General features: G+C 60.5%; 17 protein-coding genes and 1 pseudogene. 10 read left to right on the top strand and 8 right to left on the bottom strand.

The window, feature by feature from the left end; genetic code table 11:
• The first annotated feature begins 186 nt into the window (after positions 1-186).
• The 5 genes and pseudogenes from LOY68_RS13230 to LOY68_RS13215 all read left to right on the top strand — a co-directional run bounded on the left by LOY68_RS13230 (position 187) and on the right by LOY68_RS13215 (position 3,516).
• Positions 187-666: an SRPBCC family protein gene (locus LOY68_RS13230; RefSeq protein ID WP_163909736.1), complete on the top strand. Its 480-nt coding sequence runs from the start codon at positions 187-189 to the stop codon at positions 664-666.
• Positions 667-702: 36 nt separating this feature from the next.
• Positions 703-801, top strand: a pseudogene (locus LOY68_RS32220) (LysE family translocator); the annotation flags it as partial.
• A 181-nt stretch (positions 802-982) separates the two neighbouring features.
• Complete coding sequence (locus LOY68_RS13225; RefSeq protein ID WP_265045040.1) at positions 983-2,065, top strand: bifunctional transcriptional activator/DNA repair enzyme AdaA; 1,083 nt, start codon at positions 983-985, stop codon at positions 2,063-2,065.
• A 24-nt stretch (positions 2,066-2,089) separates the two neighbouring features.
• Positions 2,090-2,893: an isocitrate lyase/PEP mutase family protein gene (locus LOY68_RS13220; protein ID WP_265045038.1), complete on the top strand. Its 804-nt coding sequence runs from the start codon at positions 2,090-2,092 to the stop codon at positions 2,891-2,893.
• Between the two features lie 5 nt (positions 2,894-2,898).
• On the top strand, positions 2,899-3,516 hold the full coding sequence (locus tag LOY68_RS13215; RefSeq protein ID WP_265045036.1) for a DNA-3-methyladenine glycosylase family protein: 618 nt from the start codon (positions 2,899-2,901) through the stop codon (positions 3,514-3,516).
• Positions 3,517-3,633: 117 nt separating this feature from the next.
• Here the strand turns inward: LOY68_RS13215 and LOY68_RS13210 are convergent, their stop codons facing one another.
• From LOY68_RS13210 to LOY68_RS13200, 3 genes are all read right to left on the bottom strand, one after another.
• Entirely contained in the window at positions 3,634-4,731 is a 1,098-nt protein-coding gene (locus LOY68_RS13210) for an extracellular solute-binding protein (protein ID WP_265045034.1), read from the bottom strand.
• A gap of 2 nt (positions 4,732-4,733) precedes the next feature.
• On the bottom strand, positions 4,734-5,858 hold the full coding sequence (aguA, locus tag LOY68_RS13205) for an agmatine deiminase (RefSeq protein WP_265045033.1): 1,125 nt from the start codon (positions 5,856-5,858) through the stop codon (positions 4,734-4,736).
• 100 nt (positions 5,859-5,958) lie between these two features.
• Positions 5,959-6,843 carry a LysR substrate-binding domain-containing protein gene (locus LOY68_RS13200; RefSeq protein WP_265045031.1) on the bottom strand — a complete coding sequence of 295 codons (885 nt, stop codon included), beginning with the start codon at positions 6,841-6,843 and terminating at the stop codon, positions 5,959-5,961.
• Positions 6,844-7,248: 405 nt separating this feature from the next.
• On the opposite strand from LOY68_RS13200, the gene LOY68_RS13195 reads away from it, so the two are divergent.
• From LOY68_RS13195 to LOY68_RS13185, 3 genes are all read left to right on the top strand, one after another.
• The gene (locus LOY68_RS13195; protein WP_054615100.1) at positions 7,249-7,653 is read left to right on the top strand and encodes a PaaI family thioesterase; all 405 of its coding nucleotides are present in this window, start codon (positions 7,249-7,251) and stop codon (positions 7,651-7,653) included.
• A gap of 46 nt (positions 7,654-7,699) precedes the next feature.
• On the top strand, positions 7,700-8,188 hold the full coding sequence (locus LOY68_RS13190; protein WP_265045029.1) for a GFA family protein: 489 nt from the start codon (positions 7,700-7,702) through the stop codon (positions 8,186-8,188).
• 107 nt (positions 8,189-8,295) lie between these two features.
• Complete coding sequence (locus tag LOY68_RS13185; protein WP_265045027.1) at positions 8,296-10,530, top strand: TonB-dependent siderophore receptor; 2,235 nt, start codon at positions 8,296-8,298, stop codon at positions 10,528-10,530.
• A 138-nt stretch (positions 10,531-10,668) separates the two neighbouring features.
• Here the strand turns inward: LOY68_RS13185 and LOY68_RS13180 are convergent, their stop codons facing one another.
• The 3 genes from LOY68_RS13180 to LOY68_RS13170 form a co-directional block, all read right to left on the bottom strand.
• The gene (locus LOY68_RS13180; RefSeq protein WP_054047468.1) at positions 10,669-11,955 is read right to left on the bottom strand and encodes an ATP-binding protein; all 1,287 of its coding nucleotides are present in this window, start codon (positions 11,953-11,955) and stop codon (positions 10,669-10,671) included.
• Positions 11,956-12,663: a winged helix-turn-helix domain-containing protein gene (locus LOY68_RS13175; protein WP_054047704.1), complete on the bottom strand. Its 708-nt coding sequence runs from the start codon at positions 12,661-12,663 to the stop codon at positions 11,956-11,958.
• A 150-nt stretch (positions 12,664-12,813) separates the two neighbouring features.
• On the bottom strand, positions 12,814-13,422 hold the full coding sequence (locus tag LOY68_RS13170; protein WP_054047466.1) for a tRNA-(ms[2]io[6]A)-hydroxylase: 609 nt from the start codon (positions 13,420-13,422) through the stop codon (positions 12,814-12,816).
• Positions 13,423-13,581: 159 nt separating this feature from the next.
• On the opposite strand from LOY68_RS13170, the gene LOY68_RS13165 reads away from it, so the two are divergent.
• A complete protein-coding gene (locus LOY68_RS13165; protein ID WP_054047464.1) occupies positions 13,582-14,445 on the top strand; it encodes a universal stress protein in 864 nt (287 codons plus the stop codon).
• A 104-nt stretch (positions 14,446-14,549) separates the two neighbouring features.
• Here the strand turns inward: LOY68_RS13165 and LOY68_RS13160 are convergent, their stop codons facing one another.
• Positions 14,550-15,020, bottom strand: a complete 471-nt coding sequence (locus LOY68_RS13160; protein WP_265045023.1) for a DUF1289 domain-containing protein — start codon at positions 15,018-15,020, stop codon at positions 14,550-14,552.
• Positions 15,021-15,428: 408 nt separating this feature from the next.
• Here LOY68_RS13160 and acnB point away from each other — a divergent pair, with 408 nt between their 5' ends.
• Positions 15,429-18,038: a bifunctional aconitate hydratase 2/2-methylisocitrate dehydratase gene (acnB, locus tag LOY68_RS13155; RefSeq protein WP_054047462.1), complete on the top strand. Its 2,610-nt coding sequence runs from the start codon at positions 15,429-15,431 to the stop codon at positions 18,036-18,038.
• A gap of 178 nt (positions 18,039-18,216) precedes the next feature.
• On the opposite strand, the gene LOY68_RS13150 is transcribed toward acnB, so the two are convergent.
• Positions 18,217-19,863, bottom strand: a complete 1,647-nt coding sequence (locus LOY68_RS13150) for a SulP family inorganic anion transporter (RefSeq protein ID WP_265045022.1) — start codon at positions 19,861-19,863, stop codon at positions 18,217-18,219.
• Between the last annotated feature and the right edge of the window lie 173 nt (positions 19,864-20,036).

The following is a 20,036-nucleotide window of genomic DNA, read 5'->3' as shown; positions in this document are numbered from 1 at the left end:
TTCCGGGAAACGCGAATGTTCGAGTGAGCCTGGCTGCCAGATAATGGCGGCTCATTATCGATGGGGTCCAACATGCGCCGTTTACGCACTGTATCACTCCCCCTTTGCCTTGCCCTTCTCGTTACCGCAGCGCTGGCGCTAAACGGTTGCGTATCCCCCCAAGCAAACCCCCAAGAGAGCGTTGAAATGCACCCCGTCTCGGTCACATTGGAAGAAACCTTCAGCTTGCCTCGTCAACAAATTTTCGACTTCATCGTCGCCGAAGACGTACTACCCAAAATCCTTACCGGCTACGGTCCGTTACCCGCCGTAGTGACTACCCGCGATGTCAGCGGTCCATGGGACCAGCCGGGGTCCTGGCGGCATGTAGTGCTGGCTGACGGCAATACGGCGCGCGAAGAGGTCACCGAATTCAAGCCTGGAACCTATTTCGCCTACCGCATCAATGAGTTCACGTTTGCAGTGAAATATTTGGCGACCCATGCCCAAGGCCAGTGGTGGTTCACTGACGCCGGAGCAGGCGAAACCAAGGTTCGCTGGACATACACGTTCTACGCAAAAAATGCGCTAGCCGCGCTTCCACTCAAGGCTTTTGCGGGGCTCATGTGGCGCGGGTATATGCAGGTCTGCCTGAACCAGACGCGCAAGCTGACGAAAGCAAACTGAGCCGATGCCTCGTCCATCGCGCCGTTCTCGTTCACGTTCACGGTGATGCCAGGCAATCCGAAGGCGATCCTGATCTTCACCGCGTTTCTCCCGCAATTCGTCGACTGCGCGGGGTTGTTGATGGCGCGGCTGGCCTGAACTTGACCTGCCCTTGTGGGAGCGGGCTTGCTCGCGAAAGCGGTTTAACATTCAACAAAGATGTTGCCTGACACACCGCTTTCGCGAGCAAGCCCGCTCCCACAGGGGTCGGCGGCGTCCGAAATTCACTGTCGATTTTCCGGTGGAGGCAACCCGCAAGCGGACTTATGCTCAGCCCATGAACCTACAAAACGCTTTTCTGCCACCCCACGCCGAGATGGTCCGCGCCATGCTCGAACGAGACACCGCCTACGAGGGGGTGTTCTTCACTGCGGTCAAGACCACCGGGATTTTCTGCCGGCCCAGCTGCACGGCGCGCAAACCCAAGCCCGAGAACGTCGAGTTCTTTGCGCATGCCGACGAGTGCATGTCTGCCGGTTACCGCGCCTGCCTGCGCTGCAAACCACTGGATGCGGCGGCCATTGCGCCGGACTGGGTACAACGCTTGCTGACCTTGGTCGACGCCGATCCGGAGCAGCGCTGGACTGACACGCAGCTGCAAGCCGAGGGCATCGAGCCGCTGAAATTGCGCCGCTGGTTCAAGCAGCATTTCGGCATGACTTTCCATGCGTGGCTGCGCACCCGGCGCCTGGGCATGGCGTTGGGCGGGATCAAGCAGGGTGAGTCCATCGACAACGTGGCATTCGATTCTGGCTACGAATCCTTGAGTGGTTTTCGCGATGCCTTTCAAAAGTCTTTCCACATCACGCCGGGCCGTGCCGCCAACAGCGAGCCGCTGCTGTTCACCCGGTTGACCACGCCGCTGGGACCGATGATTGCCATGGCCGAACGCCGTGGCCTGGTGCTGCTGGAGTTTCTCGATCGCCCGGCGCTGACCCGGGAAGTCGAAGAATTGCAGAACCGTTATGGCTACGTCGTGGCACCGGGGCACAACGGACACTTGAAGCAGATCGAAGCTGAACTGGCGCAGTATTTCGCTGGCGAGCTGACCGGATTCACCGTGCCGTTGCACCTGCCGGGTAGCGAATTCGCCAGGCAGGTCTGGGCGGAGCTCGCGCGGATCCCCTACGGCCAGACCAGCACCTACGGCGCCATCGCCGCGCTGTTGGGCAAACCCGGCGCCAGTCGCGCCGTGGGCCTGGCCAACGGGCATAACCGCCTGGCGATTGTGCTGCCCTGTCACCGGGTGATCGGTGCGGACGGTTCGCTGACCGGCTATGGTGGTGGACAGCCGCGCAAAGCGTTTCTGCTCAGGCTGGAAAAGGCTGCGGTGCAGATCACTCAGCAACTGGCATTCTGATCATTTCAAAGGGAAGGAAACTCGATGGAAGCGTTCGACCAACAGTTCCACAGGCTGCATCAGGACGGCCTGCTGATCCTCACCAACGTCGCCGATGCCGCCGGGGCGCGGCTGGTGGAACAACTGGGCAGTAAAGCCGTGGCCACCAGCAGTGCGGCGGTGGCTTGGGTGCATGGTTATCCCGACGGCAACGCCCTGCCCCTCGAACGTTTGGTGGCGACAGTGGAATCCATTGTGCGGGTGATCAATGTGCCGCTGACCGTGGACATCGAGGCCGGTTATTCCGATGACCTGGCGCGGGTCGGCGAAGTGATCGACGCGGTGCTCGCCGCCGGTGCCGTCGGGATCAACATCGAGGACGGCGCTTCCCCGCCCGAGTTGCTGGCACGCAAGATCGAAGTCGCCCGGCAAGTGGCCGAGCGCCGGGGCGTGAAGCTGTTTATCAACGCGCGCACCGACGTGTACCTCAAGGGCCTGGTACCCGCTGAAGATCGCGTCGCCGAAACGCTCAGGCGCGCCGCGCTGTATCAAGCCGCCGGGGCTGACGGGTTGTTCGCCGCGGGTGTGACGGCGGAGTACGAGATCGCGGCGATCTGCCGTGGCACGCCGCTGCCGGTGAACGTGCTGGGCTGGGCCTCGCTGCCGTCCCCCGAGGAACTGAAAACCCTCGGCGTGCGACGCTTGAGTGCCGGGTCGGGCATCGCTGAATTCCTGTACGGCGCCATGGCGAGCGTGGCGAAAAGCTTTCTGGAAACCGGCAAGCTCGACACCCACGACCTCAAGGCGCTCACCTATGGCGAGGTGAACTCGCTGCTGAAGAAAACTTGAGTCCAATGCCCGATATCTACCAGCCCGCCAGTGGATTCCTGGCCTCCCTCGATGACGACTGGCGGCGTCACATCACCGCCATCGGTCCGTGCCTGCATCAGCCGCATCCAGCGCGGGATCCGTATGAATCGCTGGTGCGGGCGATTGCCTATCAGCAACTGCATGCCAAGGCCGGGGATGCGATTGTCGGGCGGTTGATCGGGTTGTTTCCTTCGAATGCGTTCCCACGGCCGGAACAGATCCTGGCGACAAGCTTTGAGCAGATGCGCAGTTGCGGGTTTTCCGCCGGCAAGATTGCGACGATTCAGGGGATTGCCCAGGCGACGCTGGATGGGGTGGTGCCGGATTACGCTACGGCGCTGGCCATGGATGATGAAGCGTTGATCGAGCGCCTGATTACCTTGCGCGGGGTTGGGCGCTGGACGGTGGAGATGTTGTTGATCTACAGCCTGGAGCGGCCGGATATCTTGCCCGCCGATGATTTCGGCGTGCGTGAGGGGTATCGGCGGATGAAGGGGCTGGAAGTGCAGCCTACGCGTAAGCAGATGATTGAGATTGGGTTGGCGTGGAAACCTTATCGGACGGTGGCGGCGTGGTATTTGTGGCGGGTGCCTGGGCGGTAGACCGCGTTATCGTTCTTCGCGAGCAGGCTCGCTCCCACATTTGGAATGCATTCCCCTGTGGGCGCGAGCCTGCTCGCGAAGGCGATTTCACATCCAATACATCGCCTCACAGACAGGTCACAACCCCGACTTCAACCGACTGAACGCCCGAATCAAAGCCCGGTTGAACGCCTTGCCATTGTCATTCTTGCTATACAACGAAGCCCTCACCGCCGCCGACGGATACGTTCCCGGATCATTGCGGATCGCCGGATCAATCAACCCGTCCGCCGCCGTGATCGCGTTGGCGTAGTGAATGGTGTCGGTGATCGGCGCAATCACTTGCGGCGTCATCAGGTAATCCATCAACGCCAGCCCGGCCTGGGGATGCGGCGCATCTTTGGGAATGACCATGGCATCGAACCAGATCAACGTGCCCTCCTTCGGTATGCGGTAATTCAGTTTGAACGGCTTGTTCGCCGCCGAAGCCTGGCCGGCAGCGATGGCCACGTTACCGTTCCAGGACATGGCCACACAGGTGTTGCCGTTGGCCAGGTCGCTGATGTTCAAATCGTTGTCGAAGTAGCGGATGTAGGGCCGGATTTTCGCCAATTGCTGCTCCGCGAGTTTCAGGTCATCGAGGTTCTGGCGATTGATGTCCAGGCCCATGTACTTCATCACCGCCGCGAACACTTCGTTGGGATCGTTGAGCAGACTGACCCCGCAATCGGCGAATTTCGCCACCACCGCCGGATCGAACAACATCGCCCAACTGTCCCGTGGCGCGTCGGGCAGACGTTGCTTGATCGCTTCCTCCTGATAGCCCACGCCCGTGGTGCCCCACGCATAGATCCCGGCGTAGCGATTGCCCGGATCGAACACCGCCATGTGCTGGCGAAACTCTTCGCCAACGCCAGCAAAGTGCGGCAGTTGCTGCTTGTCTACGGTCTGGATCGCGCCACTCTGGATCGCCCGGGACAAGTGCTGCCCCGCCGTCAGCACGAGGTCATAGCCGCTGCGTCCGGTGAGCAGTTTGGTCTCGACGGTTTCCAGGGAATCGAAGTGGTCGGCGACCACATGAATGCCGGTTTGCTTCTCAAAATTGCTCAAGGTGTCCGGGGCCAGGTATTCGCCCCAGATGTACAGGTTGACCACCGGTTTGGTGGTGTCGGCGGCCTGCACACACAGGGGTGCAAGCACCAGCAATAACGCTTGAGTCAGTTTGTGCAGGCCCATGATTACACTCCCTGTTTGTTGCAAGCAGGCGCAGCGTACTGCGGCATGGTGATACAGGCGACATTACCGCCGCCAAGGAGGATTTCCCGGGAGTTTTCGATGCCGACAATCTTGTGCTGCGGGAACAGTTCGGCGAGGGTCGCCAACGCCGCCCGATCCTGACGATCGCCGAACAACGGCACCACAATCGAGGTGTTGCCAGCGTAGTAGTTGATGTACGACGCGCAGATTTTCGTCCCGGCCTGACGGGTATGCGTACTGTCCTGTTGATCGAGGCCTTCGGCTTCTTCGGCGGTCCATTCCAATACGTCCGGTTGCGGCAATTTGTGCACGATCAACTCGCGGCCACGGCTGTCGCGGGTGCTGCGCAGGATGTCGAAGGCTTCCTGGTAGATTTCCCACTGCGGGTCATCGCGGTTGTCGGTCCATTGCAGCACCACTTCGCCAGGGCGGACGAAGCACGCGAGGTCATCGACATGGCCATCGGTTTCGTCGAATTTGCAGCCACGGGGCAGCCAGATGATCTGCTCGGCACCGAGGTAATCGGTCAGCCGCCGGGTGACTTCTTCCTTGCCCAGATGCTGATTGCGATTGCGGTTGAGCAGGCATTGTTCGGTGGTGAGGATGCTGCCCTGGCCGTCGCTCTGGATGCCGCCAAGTTCGGCAATCAGCGGCGCGCGGTAACGGTCGAAACGTTCGATTTCGAGGATCTTGCTCGCGATCTGGTCGTCCTTGTCCCACGGGTAGTACAAGCCGCCGTCGAGGCCGCCATAGGCGTTGAATTCGAAATCCACGCCACGCACTTCGCCACTGGCGTCGTTGACCACAAAGCATGGGCCGCTGTCGCGGAACCAAGTGTCGTTGCAGGTCATTTCAACTACCCGCACTTGCGGCGGCAGTTGCCGGCGGGCGGTGGCGAATTGTGCGGCGGAGGCACACACGGTGACCGGTTCGCTCTGGGAGATCGCGGTGACGATCTGCACCCAGACTTTCTGCGCAGGCTTGGCGCCGTTGCGCCATACGTCCGTGCGTTCCGGCCAGCCGAGCCAGCATCCGGATTTGCTTTCGAACTCGCCGGGCAGGCGGAAACCGTCGTGCTTGGGGGTGGAATCGAGCAAACGTGCCATGGGCAAACCTCATCAGCGGGGATTGGAATGACCACAGGCTAAGGTCGCCAGCGCCCTCCTCGCCAACGATGATTATTTCGGAATAGTTGAATTCAACTCATCAATCCACCAGTTGATCGTTGAACCATTCCAGCATTTGCGCTACCGCCGGGCGCTCCAGGCGCACCCGTTCGCACACCAGCGCGTATTGGCCCAGCGCAGTGATGTTGGCGGTGAATGGCCGCACCAACCGACCGCTGAGCAAATCTTCCTGGGCCGTGAGGTTATCGCCCATGGCCACGCCCTGCCCTTGCGCCGCCGCTTCCAGCGCCAGACCGGCGTGGGCGAAATACAACTGGCGTTCCGGGCGCTGGTCGCCTGCATGGCTGGTGAGCCACGCGGTCCAGGTCTTGCCGTCCTGATCGTCGTGCAGCAGGCAATGGCGGGCCAGGTCCTTCGGGGTTTTCAAAGTGCCCTGGTTGAACAGGCCGGGGCTGCACACCGGGAAGAACTGCAACGCCGGCAATGGCCGCACGAAGTACGCGCTGCTGTCCACCGGACCGGTGCCGTAGGTGATCGCCAGGTCGATGTCTTCCCCCGGCGCGGTGGCGTCGATCGGTTGTTCGTAAAGGTGCAAGGTGATGTGCGGGTAGCGCGCGTAGAAATCCGTGAGACGACTCATCAACCATTTTTGCGCCAGTTCGGCGGTGACCGCCAGGCGCAACACGGCGAGGGATGACGGGTCGCGCAGTTCATCACAGGCCTCGCCGATCAGTTCGAAGGCGTGCTGCAAGCTCTGCATCAAGCGCCCGGCGGCCATGGTCGGGCGAATCTGCCGGCCTTCGCGGATAAACAGCGACACGCCCAGTTGCTCTTCGAGCTGGCGGATCTGATGGCTGACGGCGCTGTCGGTCACGCACAACTCGGCGGCCGCCCGGCCGAAATGCGCGTGGCGAGCGGCGCATTCGAAGGTTTTGAGTGCTGCCAGGGAGGGTAGTCGTCGCATGATCAGGGCCCTTTTTCAGGTGCTCATGCTGACGCGGCCGATGGCACACGTCCATCCCTGTAGGAGCTGCCGAAGGCTGCGATCTTTTGATCTTTACCTTGGGCGGCCTTAAAAAAGATCAAAAGATCGCAGCCTTCGGCAGCTCCTACAGGTTGGTGTCAGGCCAATCGGGTTGGCCGAACGCCCGGGTTCGGTTCAGGCAGGTAGACCGGGTTATCGTTCTTCGCGAGCAGGCTCGCTCCCACAGTTGATTTGTGTCGTTCACAAAACCAATGTGGGAGCGGGCTTGCTCGCGAAGGCGCCGGCCCATTCACCAACATTCCCCCAGTCCATCACCCGACTTTATCCACCATGACTTCCCCCAAAACCCGGCGCATGTTGATCTCTCAACCGGAGGGATTCGCCATGCTCAATGCACTCAAACAGATCAATTCAACTTCAGCCTTCAACCGCTGGGCCGGTTTCGAAGTGACCCGCGCCGAGAGCGGTGAAGCCGACCTCACAATGGCGTTTCGCGAAGCGGATATGGCGCAATACGCCGGTTTCCTGCACGCCGGCCTGATCGGCGCGCTGCTCGACACCGCTTGCGGGTTTGCTGCCGGGACAGTGGCCGGCAACGTGCTGGCTTCGCACTTTTCGGTCAACTGCCTGGCCCCGGCGGTCGGTGAAGTGTTTATCGCCAAGGGCCGGGTGGTGAAGGCCGGCAAGAAGCAGGTGTTCGCCCGTGCCGAGTTATTCGCGCAGACCGGCGATCAGTTGAAACTGGTGGCGACCGGCGACGCGATTCTGGTGCCGGTCGAAAGTCGCTGAGGGTCTAGGCTGTCTTGAGTCCATTCAAGAACCGCCGGAGGTTGTCATGCAGCTCGAAGGTTCGTGCCATTGCGGCGCGGTGTCGTTCAGTCTGACCAGCGCCCACCCCTACCCTTACCAGCGTTGCTATTGCTCGATCTGCCGCAAGACCCAGGGCGGTGGCGGCTATGCGATCAACATCAGTGGCGACGCCAACAGCCTGAAAGTGCGCGGGCGCAAGCACATCGCGATCTACCATGCGCGGCTCAAGGAAGACGGCGATAAACGCGCGCATAGCAGCACGGCCGAGCGGCATTTCTGTTCGGTGTGTGGCAGCGGGTTATGGCTGTTCAGCCCGGAGTGGCCGGAGCTGATCCACCCGTTCGCCTCGGCCATCGACACCCCACTGCCGGTGCCGCCGGAGCATACGCACTTGATGCTGGGTTCGAAGGTGTCGTGGGTGGAGGTTGAGGTGAAGCCCAAGGATCAGCAGTTCGATGTGTACCCAGAAGAGTCGATTGCCGAGTGGCATGAGCGGTTGGGTTTGACCCGCTAAGAAAAAATATCGAGTTTTTTCCACCCCGCAGTTCCCCTTTGCGTTTTTCGTTCGGTTAACCCTTCAGAAGCATTCAATTACCGACCGATTGATACAAAGGGACCGCCATGCCGCACCACCTCGCCGCGCGTTTTCGTTTTGCCTTGTGCCCCTTGGCACTGGCCCTTCCGGCCGCCCTGTTGAGCCTTGCCTCCGCCGCCCATGCCGCTGAAACCGGCACCTCGAAAGGCGATGCATTGCAACTGGACGCCACCAACATCTCCGCCCAGGGTTTAGGCGCGACCACCGAAGACACGCATTCCTACACCACCGGCCAGACGTCTTCGGCCACCGGTCTGCCGTTGTCGCTGCGGGAAACCCCGCAATCGGTCACCGTGATCACCCGTCAGCAAATGGACGATCGCGGTGTGCAGAGCGTCGGCGATGCGTTGCGCAATACCCCCGGCATCTCGACGCAAAAATACGACAGCGACCGTACCGAATTTTCCGCCCGTGGCTTTGCCATCACCAACTTCCAGTACGACGGCGTGAACCAGCCTTACGACGGTGTGTATGGCGAAAACCCCAACAACAGCGACGACTCAGCCAGCCTCGACCGCATCGAAGTGATCAAGGGCGCGACCGGCCTGATGACCGGTTCGGGCGATCCGTCCGCCACCGTCAACCTGATCCGCAAAAAGCCGACCAAAGAATTCAAGGCTTCGATCAGCGGCACCGTGGGTTCGTGGGATGCCTATCGCAGCGTTGGCGATATTTCCGGTTCGCTGAATGATTCCGGCAGCGTGCGCGGGCGTTTTGTCGGTTCGTACTCGGACAAGAACTCCTATCAGGATCACTACAGCCAGAAGAAAGACCTGTATTACGGGATTCTCGAAGCCGACCTGACGCCCGATACCCTGCTGACCTTCGGCATCGACAAATCCAGTGCGACCCCGCGCGGCAGTTCCTGGACCGGCAACCCGACGTATTTCTCCGATGGCGGGCGCACTGACTTCCCGCGTCACTTCAACCCGGCCGCCGACTGGAGCCGTCGCGATTTCGACGAAACCACCTATTTCGCCTCGCTGGAGCAGGCCCTGGTGAATGACTGGAAACTCAAGGTCAGCGTCGATCAGAAAACCACCGACCACGACACTCAACTGGCCTCAGCCAGCGGCGGCAACCCGGATCGCGCCACCGGCGAAGGCATGTTCCTGTACTGGGGTCGCTGGGAAGGTCATCGCGTGCAGAACACCGCTGACGTGAACGTCTCCGGGCCGTTCAGCCTGGGTGGCCGCGAGCATGAACTGGTGGCCGGGGTCATGACGTCCCACTCGCGCCAGACCGGTTCGACCTACGACACCAGCGCCTTCGAACTGGTGCCGGGCAGTATTTACGACTGGAACGGCCATCTGCCGAAACAGGAATTCCCGAAGAACGGCAAATACGAGCGCACCCAGAGCCAGAACGGCGTGTACCTGGCCACGCGCCTGCGCCCGACCGACGATTTGTCGGTGATCCTCGGCAGCCGCTTGAGCACCTTCAAGTACAACGAAGATTACGGCTACAACCCTGGCGCCGGGCTGGACGACACCCACGCCAGCTACAAGGAACACGGCGTGGTCACGCCTTACGCCGGGGTGATCTATGACCTGAACGATGTGTACTCGGTGTACGCCAGCTATACCTCGATCTACCAGCCACAAACCTACAAGGACATTAACGGCACGACCCTGGCCCCGATCGAGGGCGACGCCTATGAAACCGGTCTGAAAGCGGCTTATTTCGACGGCAAACTGAATGCCAGCCTGGCCCTGTTCCGCATCGAGCAGGACGGCGTCGCGGAGTCGATCGGCACTAACCCGATCACCAACGAAGGCATCTACAAAGCGGTCGATGGCACCAAGACCCAAGGTATCGAGCTGGAACTGGCCGGCGAACTGGCGGACGGCTGGAACCTGTCGGCCGGCTACACCTACGCCCGCACCCGCGATGCCGACGAGCAACGGATCTTCGGCTTCCCGCTGTCCACCAGCAAACCGGAGCACGTGGTGCGCACCTTCACCACCTATCGCCTGCCCGGCGCGCTGGACAAGGTGACCGTCGGTGGCGGCATCAGTTGGCAGAGCGCCTTCTATGGCAAGATCTACAGCCCGACCGTCGGTGACTACACCCAGATCAAACAGGGCGGCTACACCCTCGTGGACCTGATGACTCGCTATCAGTACAACGAGCATTTGAGCTTCACGGCCAATGCCAACAACGTGTTCGACAAGCGTTATTTGACCGGGTTGGGTAACTTCGACACCACGTTCTATGGCGAGCCGCGGAATTTGACGTTGACCACGAAGTGGGATTTCTAAGGTCGGTCCGACAGCTTTGGTGAGGCTGACGGCCTCTTCGCGGGCAAGCCTCGCTCCTACAGGTCATGTATCGATCATGAATACATCGATAACCTGTAGGAGCGAGGCTTGCCCGCGAAGGCGTCCTCAAGAACGACCCTAATCCAAATGCGCCCAGGTCATCCGAAACGACGCCCCACCCCACGGCGAATCCGCCACTTCCACCTGCCCGCCATGGGATTGCGACACCCGTCGCACCAACGCCAATCCCAATCCAAAACCACCGGTACGCCGATCCCGACTGGCATCCAGCCGCGAGAACGGTTCGAAAATCTTCTCCCGCCCATCCACCGGCACGCCCGGCCCATCATCATTGACCTGCACTTCGTACTGATCGCCACTGCGCACCAAGGACACTTCGACCCGCCCGGCGGCATAACGAATGGCATTGCGCAGCAGGTTGATCACCGCCCGCGCCATGAAACGCGGTTCGATCCGCACTTCGTCAATCTGACACTCGACAATCAGCAGTTGCACCCCCGCCGCTTCCGCCTCCAGCGCCACGCTGCCGACTACGCTGTCGAGCCAACTGCTGGCCTGGATATTCTCCCGGGTGATCACCGTGGCGCCGCGCTCCAGGCTGGCGTAGGTCAGTAACTCCGAGACCATTTCTTCCAGCTCGCCAAGGTCGGCGTACATGTCGGCGATCAGTTCGCGGTTCTGCGCTGGATCCGGTTGTTGCTTGAGCTGATCGAGCTCAAATGACAACCGCGCAATCGGCGTGCGCAACTCATGGGATACCGCATTGGTCAGCTCGCGCTGATTGGCAATCAGGCCTTCGATGCGCGCGGCCATCAGGTTGAAGTGTTCGGACAAATCGCGAATGTTCGAGCGCTTGGACAGCTGGATCCGCGACGACAGATCGTTATCGCCAAAGCGTTCGGCGGCCAGGCGCAGTTTTTCCAGATCCCGCCAGTGTGGGCGTACCCAGAAGAACAACACGATGCCGATCAGCACTGCCAGCATCAGGTAGGCCGCCGTGATGTAGAACGGCATCAGGCTCGGCTCCGCCGGCAACTTGATGCTGAGCAGCTGCGGACCGCCATCAATCGAAGAAATGAACTGCGTGTACTTCTCCCGAATCACCAGCAGGCCTTCGGCCAACAAGGCTTTTTCCTGATCATCCAGGGCCAGATCGTCAGCATTGACCAGCGTCAGACCCAAGCCGTAATGCGGGCGCAACGCGTCCAGTTGTTGCTCGCGCCCCGGCCCTTCCAGACCGCGAATCTGCTCTACCAGCGAATACGCCTGCCCGCGCACGGCCTCGCGGTTATACGCCTGCATCTGGTTATCGAGCAGTGCGTTAAAGGTGTGCTCGACGGTTTGCAACGCCAACACCAGCCCCACGGCCAGCATCAGGTACAACCCAAGAAATAACCGCAGCATCTAAAGCTCCCACGCGAACGGATTGAACAGGTAACCCTTGCCCCAGACGGTCTTGATGCACACCGGCTCCCGAGGATTGTCCCGGAGCTTGGCGCGCAGTTTGCTGATGTAGACGTCGACGCTGCGGTTGAGGCCATCGAAAGCGATGCCGCGCATGCGGTTGAGGATGTCATCCCGGGACAAAATCTTTCCGGCGGCGCTGGCCAGCAGCCACAGCAGCTCGAATTCCATGGTGGTCAGCTCGATGCCCTCGCCGGCCAGGCGCACTTCGCGGCAGCTGCGGTCGATGCTCAGATGGCCGAACTCCAGGGCGCTGCACACGGCAGTTTCCGGCACTTGCCGACGTTGCAAGGCGCGCAGACGGGCCAGCAGCACCGGCGGTTTGATCGGTTTGATCACGTAGTCGTCGGCGCCGGATTCCAGGCCGAGGATGTGGTCGAGGTCGTCTTCCTTGGCGGTGAGGATGACGATGGGCGTGTCGGACACACTGCGAATCTCGCGGCACACGTGCAAGCCGCTCTGGCCCGGCAACATCAGGTCGAGCACGACGATTTTCGGTTTGAATTCCAGGAACGCGGCCAACGCCAGGTCCCCACGGTGCACCGCCCGGACCTCGTAGCCATGTTGGGACAGGAAATGCGCGATCAGCCCGGCGAGCTTCTCGTCATCTTCCACCAGCAAAACTTTGCCAAAACCCAGGTTATCCATAACGACCGTCTGCCAACCCTTGTTTGAAGTGGGCGGCATTATGGCGGCAATCGATGGCGGGACGGTGACGGCAGGCAGCAAAAACCGGCCATGGCGGCCGGTTTTGGGTGATGTTTCATACTCTTAAGAGTTTTTAACAGTTTGTAAGATTTATGCGGCAGTTGGGATACCGCTGTGGAAGCGGAATTCCACGTCCGGCGACTCAATCAATTCCTGCTCGGCGGCGCGCACCCGGTCGATGACCTGGGCGATGTCCTTGGCGTCGCCGTACTGGTAGGCCAGTTTCAGGTAACCCTGGAAATGCCGGGCCTCGCTTTTCAGCAGGCCAAAGTAGAACTTGCCCAATTCTTCATCCAGGTGCGGCACCAGCGCCTCGAAACGCTCACAACTGCGAGCTTCGATGAAGGCGCCGACCACCAGGGTGTCCACCAGTTTCACCGGTTCGTGGCTGCGCACGACTTTGCGCAGGCCCGAGGCGTAACGCCCGGCGGAGAGCTGGCGCAGTTCGATCTTGCGCTTTTTCATCAGGCGCATGACCTGTTCGTGGTGCACCAGTTCTTCCCGGGCCAGGCGCGACATCAGGTTGATCAGATCGACATGCGAGTGATACTTGGCGATCAGGCTCAACGCCGTGCTGGCGGCCTTGAATTCGCAGTTCTTGTGGTCGATCAGCAAGGTTTCCTGATCGGCCAGCGCGGCCTGGACCCAGCCGTCAGGGGTGCGGCAGCCGAGGAACTCGTGAATTTCGGGAAGGATCATGGGGCTCACGGATAAAAGGTTCAAAACGAAGGGCGCCGATTATACGGGCTTGTCGGCAGACCACCAGTCGCCGCCATTGATATGCATCAAGTCCCGTGTTGCCGGGCAGCAACTATAGTTGTCCAACGCAGTGTTTTTCATCTTCAGGAGATCCCGATCATGCAAGCCATACGCAGCATTCTGGTGGTCATCGAACCCGAACACTCGGAAAGCCTGGCGCTCAAGCGGGCCAAGCTGATCGCGGGCGTGACCCAGGCCCATCTGCACTTGCTGGTGTGTGATCGCAAGCATGATCACAGCGCGATGCTGGGCGTGCTCAAGGCCGCGCTGGTGGAGGACGGCTACAGCGTCACCACCGAGCAGGCCTGGAACGAAAGCCTGCACGAAACCATCGTCGATGTGCAGCAAGCCGAGGGTTGCGGGCTGGTGATCAAGCAACACTTCCCCGACAGCCCGCTGAAAAAGGCCCTACTGACCCCGGCCGACTGGAAACTGCTGCGTTACTGCCCGACGCCGGTATTGCTGGTGAAAACCTCGAAACCCTGGACCGGCGGAGTCATTCTGGCGGCCATCGACGTCGGCAACACCGACGGCGAACACCGCACGCTGCATGCCTGCATTGTCGATCATGGGTACGACATCGCCAGCCTGGCCAAGGCGCAGTTGCACGTGATCAGTGCGCATCCGTCGCCGATGCTCTCGTCAGCCGACCCGACCTTCCAGCTCAGCGAAACCATCCAGGCGCGCTATCGCGAGCAGTGCAAGGCGTTCCAGGCCGAATTCGACATTGATGACAACCACCTGCATATCGAGGAAGGCCCGGCGGATGTGTTGATTCCGTTCATGGTGCACAAGCTGCAGGCAGCGGTGATCGTGATCGGCACGGTGGCGCGGTCCGGGTTGTCCGGGGCGTTGATCGGGAATACGGCGGAAGTGGTGCTGGATGCGGTGGAGAGCGATGTGCTGGTGCTCAAGCCGGATGAGATCATGGATCATCTTGAGGAGGTTGTGACGCGGCATTGAGATTTGTAGCGTCTGGTCGGGCGCCTTCGCGAGCAAGCCCGCTCCCACATTGGATCTGTAGCGTTCACAAATCCCCTGTGGGAGCGGGCTTGCTCGCGAAGCTTTTAGGCGCCGAAGGCGTCCTTTAAAAAGCCCGGAGCGATATATCGCTGGTAATGCGCTTCCGACAGCAGGAAAAACTCCCGATCAATCGCATCGCGCAATTCCGGCAGGTTCCAGTCGCGGAACTCCGGCATCAGCACCATCCCGTAAGCCTCCAGATTATTGATGACCCGCGCGCCACGGGCGATCAACTGATAGGCCCAGCAATATTCCGACTGATGCGGCACAAAGCGGATTTTTCGCTGTTCGAGCTGCAAACGCAGGCGCTGCGAGTCGAAAACTTCCAGTTTACTGGCCATCACCTGGGACAGCAGTTGCTCCAGACGCAACCACACCGCGCGTTTTTCTTCCTCGTTGTAACCGTTCCAGTTGATCACTTCGTGGTGGAAACGCTTGCAGCCACGGCACACCAGGTCACCGTAAACGGTGGAGCAGAGGCCGACGCAGGGGGTCTTGATGGTCTGATTGGGCATAGGTAGGCAAAACACGGGAAAGCAGAACAGGTCGGCATGTTAGCCCTTTGTCTAACATTGATCACCCCTCAATCTTGAGGGGCTAACTTACGTTTATATTTTTTTTGCCGTAGAATCAGCCAGCCTTTTAAGGCGCCAATGTCCGTTAGAAGCTGTTTTCAAAGCGTCACGAGCACAGTCGTTCCTTCAGAGCGGTGTTGGCGAAGGGTTTTTCCAGCGGGGAAAAGCTCTACGCCAACCCTCATCAGCTCCCCGTTCTGCAGGCGTAAAACTTTGAAAGCAGCTTCTGTAAGGAATTGTCGGTAATTCTGGCTAAGTGGCCCACAACGCCACGCAGCGCATGAGTACGGCAATTTCGGGATGAGCGTCCCGGACACCCATTTGGGACCACTGATGAGGGTAATAACTGTGCTTGAAGCCTACCGCAAACATATCGAAGAGCGCGCAGCACTGGGTATCGTTCCCCAGCCGCTTAACGCCGAACAAACTGCAGGCCTGGTCGAGCTGCTGAAGAATCCCCCGGCTGGCGAAGAAGCTTTCCTCGTTGACCTGATCACCAATCGCATTCCACCTGGCGTGGACGAAGCAGCCTATGTAAAGGCCGGTTTCCTGTCTGCCCTGGCCAAAGGCGAAGCAACTTCCCCTCTGATCGACAAGAAGCGCGCTGTTGAACTGCTCGGCACCATGCAGGGCGGCTACAACATCGTGACCCTGGTTGACCTGCTCGACAGCGCCGAACTGGCTCCAGTCGCTGCCGCTCAACTCAAGCACACCCTGCTGATGTTCGATGCGTTCCATGACGTCGCGGAAAAAGCCCGCAATGGCAACGAACACGCCAAAGGCGTGATCCAGTCCTGGGCTGACGGCGAGTGGTTCCGCAACCGTCCGACCCTGGCCGACAAGATCAGCCTGCGTGTGTTCAAGGTCACCGGCGAAACCAACACCGACGACCTGTCCCCTGCCCCGGACGCCTGGTCCCGCCCGGACATCCCGCTGCACGCCCTCGCCATGCTGAAAATGGCCCGTGAAGGCATCGTGCCTGACGCCCAAGGCGTTACCGGCCCGATGAAGCAGATCGAAGAAATGCGCGGTCAAGGCTTCCCGATCGCCTACGTCGGTGACGTGGTCGGTACTGGTTCGTCGCGTAAATCGGCCACCAACTCGGTACTGTGGTTCTTCGGCGACGACGTTCCTTACGTGCCGAACAAGCGCGCTGGCGGTTTCTGCTTCGGCAGCAAGATCGCTCCAATCTTCTACAACACCATGGAAGATGCCGGCGCACTGCCAATCGAATTCGACGTAACCAACATGAACATGGGCGACGTGATCGACCTGTACCCGCATGCTGGCAAAGTCTGCAAACACGGAACCGATGAAGTCCTGACCACCTTCGAAATGAAGACTCCGGTGCTGTTGGACGAAGTTCGTGCCGGCGGCCGTATCCCGCTGATCATCGGTCGCGGTCTGACCGACAAGGCGCGTGCCGAACTGGGCCTGGGCCCTACCGATCTGTTCAAACTGCCTGAAGCACCTGTCGACACCGGCAAGGGCTACACCCTGGCACAGAAAATGGTCGGCAAGGCGTGCGGCTTGCCAGAAGGCAAAGGCGTTCGTCCTGGCACCTACTGCGAACCGAAGATGACCACCGTCGGTTCCCAGGACACCACCGGTCCTATGACCCGTGACGAACTGAAAGACCTGGCGTGCCTGGGCTTCTCGACCGATCTGGTAATGCAGTCCTTCTGCCACACCGCGGCTTACCCTAAGCCGATCGACGTGACCACCCACCACACCCTGCCAGACTTCATCATGACCCGCGGCGGCGTTTCCCTGCGTCCGGGCGACGGCATCATCCACAGCTGGCTGAACCGCATGCTGCTGCCGGACACCGTCGGTACCGGTGGTGACTCCCACACCCGTTTCCCGATGGGCATTTCGTTCCCGGCCGGTTCCGGTCTGGTTGCGTTTGCTGCTGCCACCGGCGTTATGCCGCTGGACATGCCGGAATCGATCCTGGTGCGCTTCAAAGGCAAGATGCAACCGGGCGTTACCCTGCGCGACCTGGTTCACGCCATTCCTTACTTCGCGATCCAGGCTGGCCTGCTGACCGTCGAGAAGAAAGGCAAGAAGAACGCTTTCTCCGGCCGCATCCTGGAAATCGAAGGCCTGGACAACCTGAGCATCGAACAAGCTTTCGAGCTGTCCGACGCTTCGGCTGAACGTTCGGCTGCCGGTTGCACCATCAAGCTGTCTAAAGAGTCGATCACCGAGTACTTGAACTCCAACATCACCCTGCTGCGCTGGATGATCGGCGAAGGCTACGGCGATGCACGTACTCTGGAACGTCGCGCTCAAGCGATGGAAGCCTGGGTTGCCAACCCTGAGCTGATGGTTGCCGATGCTGACGCCGAATACGCTGAAATCATCGAGATCGACCTGGCCGACATCAAAGAGCCTGTGCTCTGCGCGCCAAACGATCCGGACGACGCCCGTCTGCTGTCCAGCGTTGCTGGCGAGAAGATCGACGAAGTGTTCATCGGTTCGTGCATGACCAACATCGGTCACTTCCGCGCTGCCGGTAAGTTGCTGGATCAGGTCAAGGGTCAGCTGCCAACCCGTCTGTGGCTGTCGCCGCCGACCAAAATGGACGCTCACCAACTGACCGAAGAAGGCTACTACGGCATCTACGGCAAGGCCGGCGCACGCATGGAAATGCCGGGCTGCTCGCTGTGCATGGGTAACCAGGCACGTGTAGAGCCGAATTCGACTGTTGTGTCGACTTCGACCCGTAACTTCCCGAACCGTCTGGGTGACGGCGCGAACGTTTACCTGGCTTCGGCTGAGTTGGCGTCCGTTGCTTCCATCCTGGGTCGCCTGCCGACCGTCGAGGAGTACATGGAATACGCTGGCAAGATCGACAGCATGGCGGCTGATGTTTACCGCTACCTGTCCTTCGACCAGATTGCCGAGTTCCGTGAAGCTGCTGCGAACGCCAACATTCCGGTCGTTCAAGCCTAACGCTGCAACGCAATAAAAAACGCCGCCCATCGTGAGATGGAGCGGCGTTTTTTTATGCCCACACAATTTGCGTTGGCCTCTGTGGGAGCGAGCCTGCTCGCGAAAGCGGTGTGGCAGTCAGCACTGGTATTGAATGTTATATCGCTTTCGCGAGCAGGCTCGCTCCCACAGGAGGCGGTTATGTGGATGGCTTGAGGGCTTGTTGGACCGCACCATCGACACTCAAGCCGCTAAGTATCACCTGCTCCAGCTCCTGCGCCGGCAACAACGCCAGCACCGCCTTGGCCTCATGCTTAAGCCGCGCCAGGATCAACAACTTGTCCTCCGCCCGCACCTGCAAAAAGAATGCTTCCAGCGCTTCGATGCTGGTGCCGTCCAGATCGGGCGACTCTTCCAGGCTGAGTATGATCGTGTGCACCGGTGGCGACGCATGCCGGGCCAGTCTTAGCGCGCCGCCCAAAATGCGCTCCACATTGGCAAAAAACAGCGCCTCACTGGGCCTCACGATCAGCACGCCAGGGATCTGCACGGCATCAGGATGGCGTTGCACATCCACATAATCATGTCCGCCGCCCATTTGCCCCAGCACTTGAATATCTGCCGACGACATCTGTTTCAGCATCAGCACCACGCTGATCGCCACCGCCACCAGCAACCCGTCCAGCACACCCAACACCAGCACCGCCGCCACCGCGCAGATCACCAGCACGCGGTCGCGACGCCAGATGAAATAACGGCCCAATGGCTGCAAGCTCAAGCCTCGCGCCAAGGCATGAATGACGATGGCGGCCAGCACCGGTTCAGGCGTCAGGGCGATGTAAGGCAACACCGTCAGGACGATCAGCAACACCACCGCTGCCGCGACTATGCCCGCCAGCCGTGAACCGGCACCCGCCGCCTCATTCGCCGAAGTCGCGGAGTAACCGGCGCCCGCCGGCATGCCATGGAACAGGCCGGACAACAGATTCGCCGCACCGAGGGCCAGCAAGTCGCGGTTCGAGTAGACCCGGTCGCCATGTTTGAGCGCGAACGAGCTGATCGAGCCGTAGGATTCGGCGTAGAGAATCATCACCATGGCAATCGCCAGCTCCCCGAGGCGCAACCAGTCGGCAAACGGCAACACCGGCAGCCGGGGCACTTCCAGGCGCAGGTCGATCACGCCGATCAGGTCTACCCCGTAAGCCGGCAGGTTCAGCCACTGACCGGCGGCAATGCCGAGCGCCACCACCAGCAACCCGCCCGGCACCCGCCGAAACCGCGCGCACACCCACAACACCAGCAGCGCCACCGCCGCGACCAACAAGCCGACGCGGTTCCACTGCGGCCACTGTTCCAGCAGTTGCGGGACGAAACGGATCAGGTTGCCGTTGCTCAGGTGTACGTCAACGATGCTCGCAACCTGCTTGAGGATGATGGTCGCCGCCAGACCCAAGGCAAAACCACGCAGTACCGGTTTGGCGATAAAGGACGTGACGCTGCCGAGTTTGAACAGCCCGGCCAGCAGGAAAAATCCGCCGGTGACCAGCACCAGGCCGATGGCCAGGGTCGTGCGCAGGCCGGCATCGCCATTGGCCAACGTCGCGGTGGCGGCTGCGAGAACTGCCGCCGAAGACGAAGTCGCGGAAACGATGGCAAAGCGGCTGGTGCCGAGCAGTCCGTAGCACAGCAAACCGGCAAACAGCGCAATCACCCCGGCCTGCGGCGGCACGGCGGCGATGCTCGAATAGGCCACCGCCTCCGGCAACAGCAAACCGGCAATCGACAGCCCGGCCAACAGGTCTCGCCAACGGTTGGGATTATCGGCAAGGGACAGCGCACGAGCCATGAAGCGTCTCCAGAGAAAATCGACAGGCCGTCGAAGACGCGTCAATGAAGGCTCTAGGTTAGCCGTTTATCGGGGGCGGCGTGTGCTCTGGGTCATGGCGTACGCTATAAAAAACGCCGGCCATCGTGAGATGAGCAGCGTTTTTTCTTGAAGACCGAGTCGCCCCAATCGCG

The sequence above is a fragment of the Pseudomonas sp. B21-053 genome, from assembly GCF_026016365.1.
GTDB lineage: Bacteria > Pseudomonadota > Gammaproteobacteria > Pseudomonadales > Pseudomonadaceae > Aquipseudomonas > Aquipseudomonas nunensis.
This window is presented reverse-complemented; position numbering and strand designations above follow the sequence as displayed.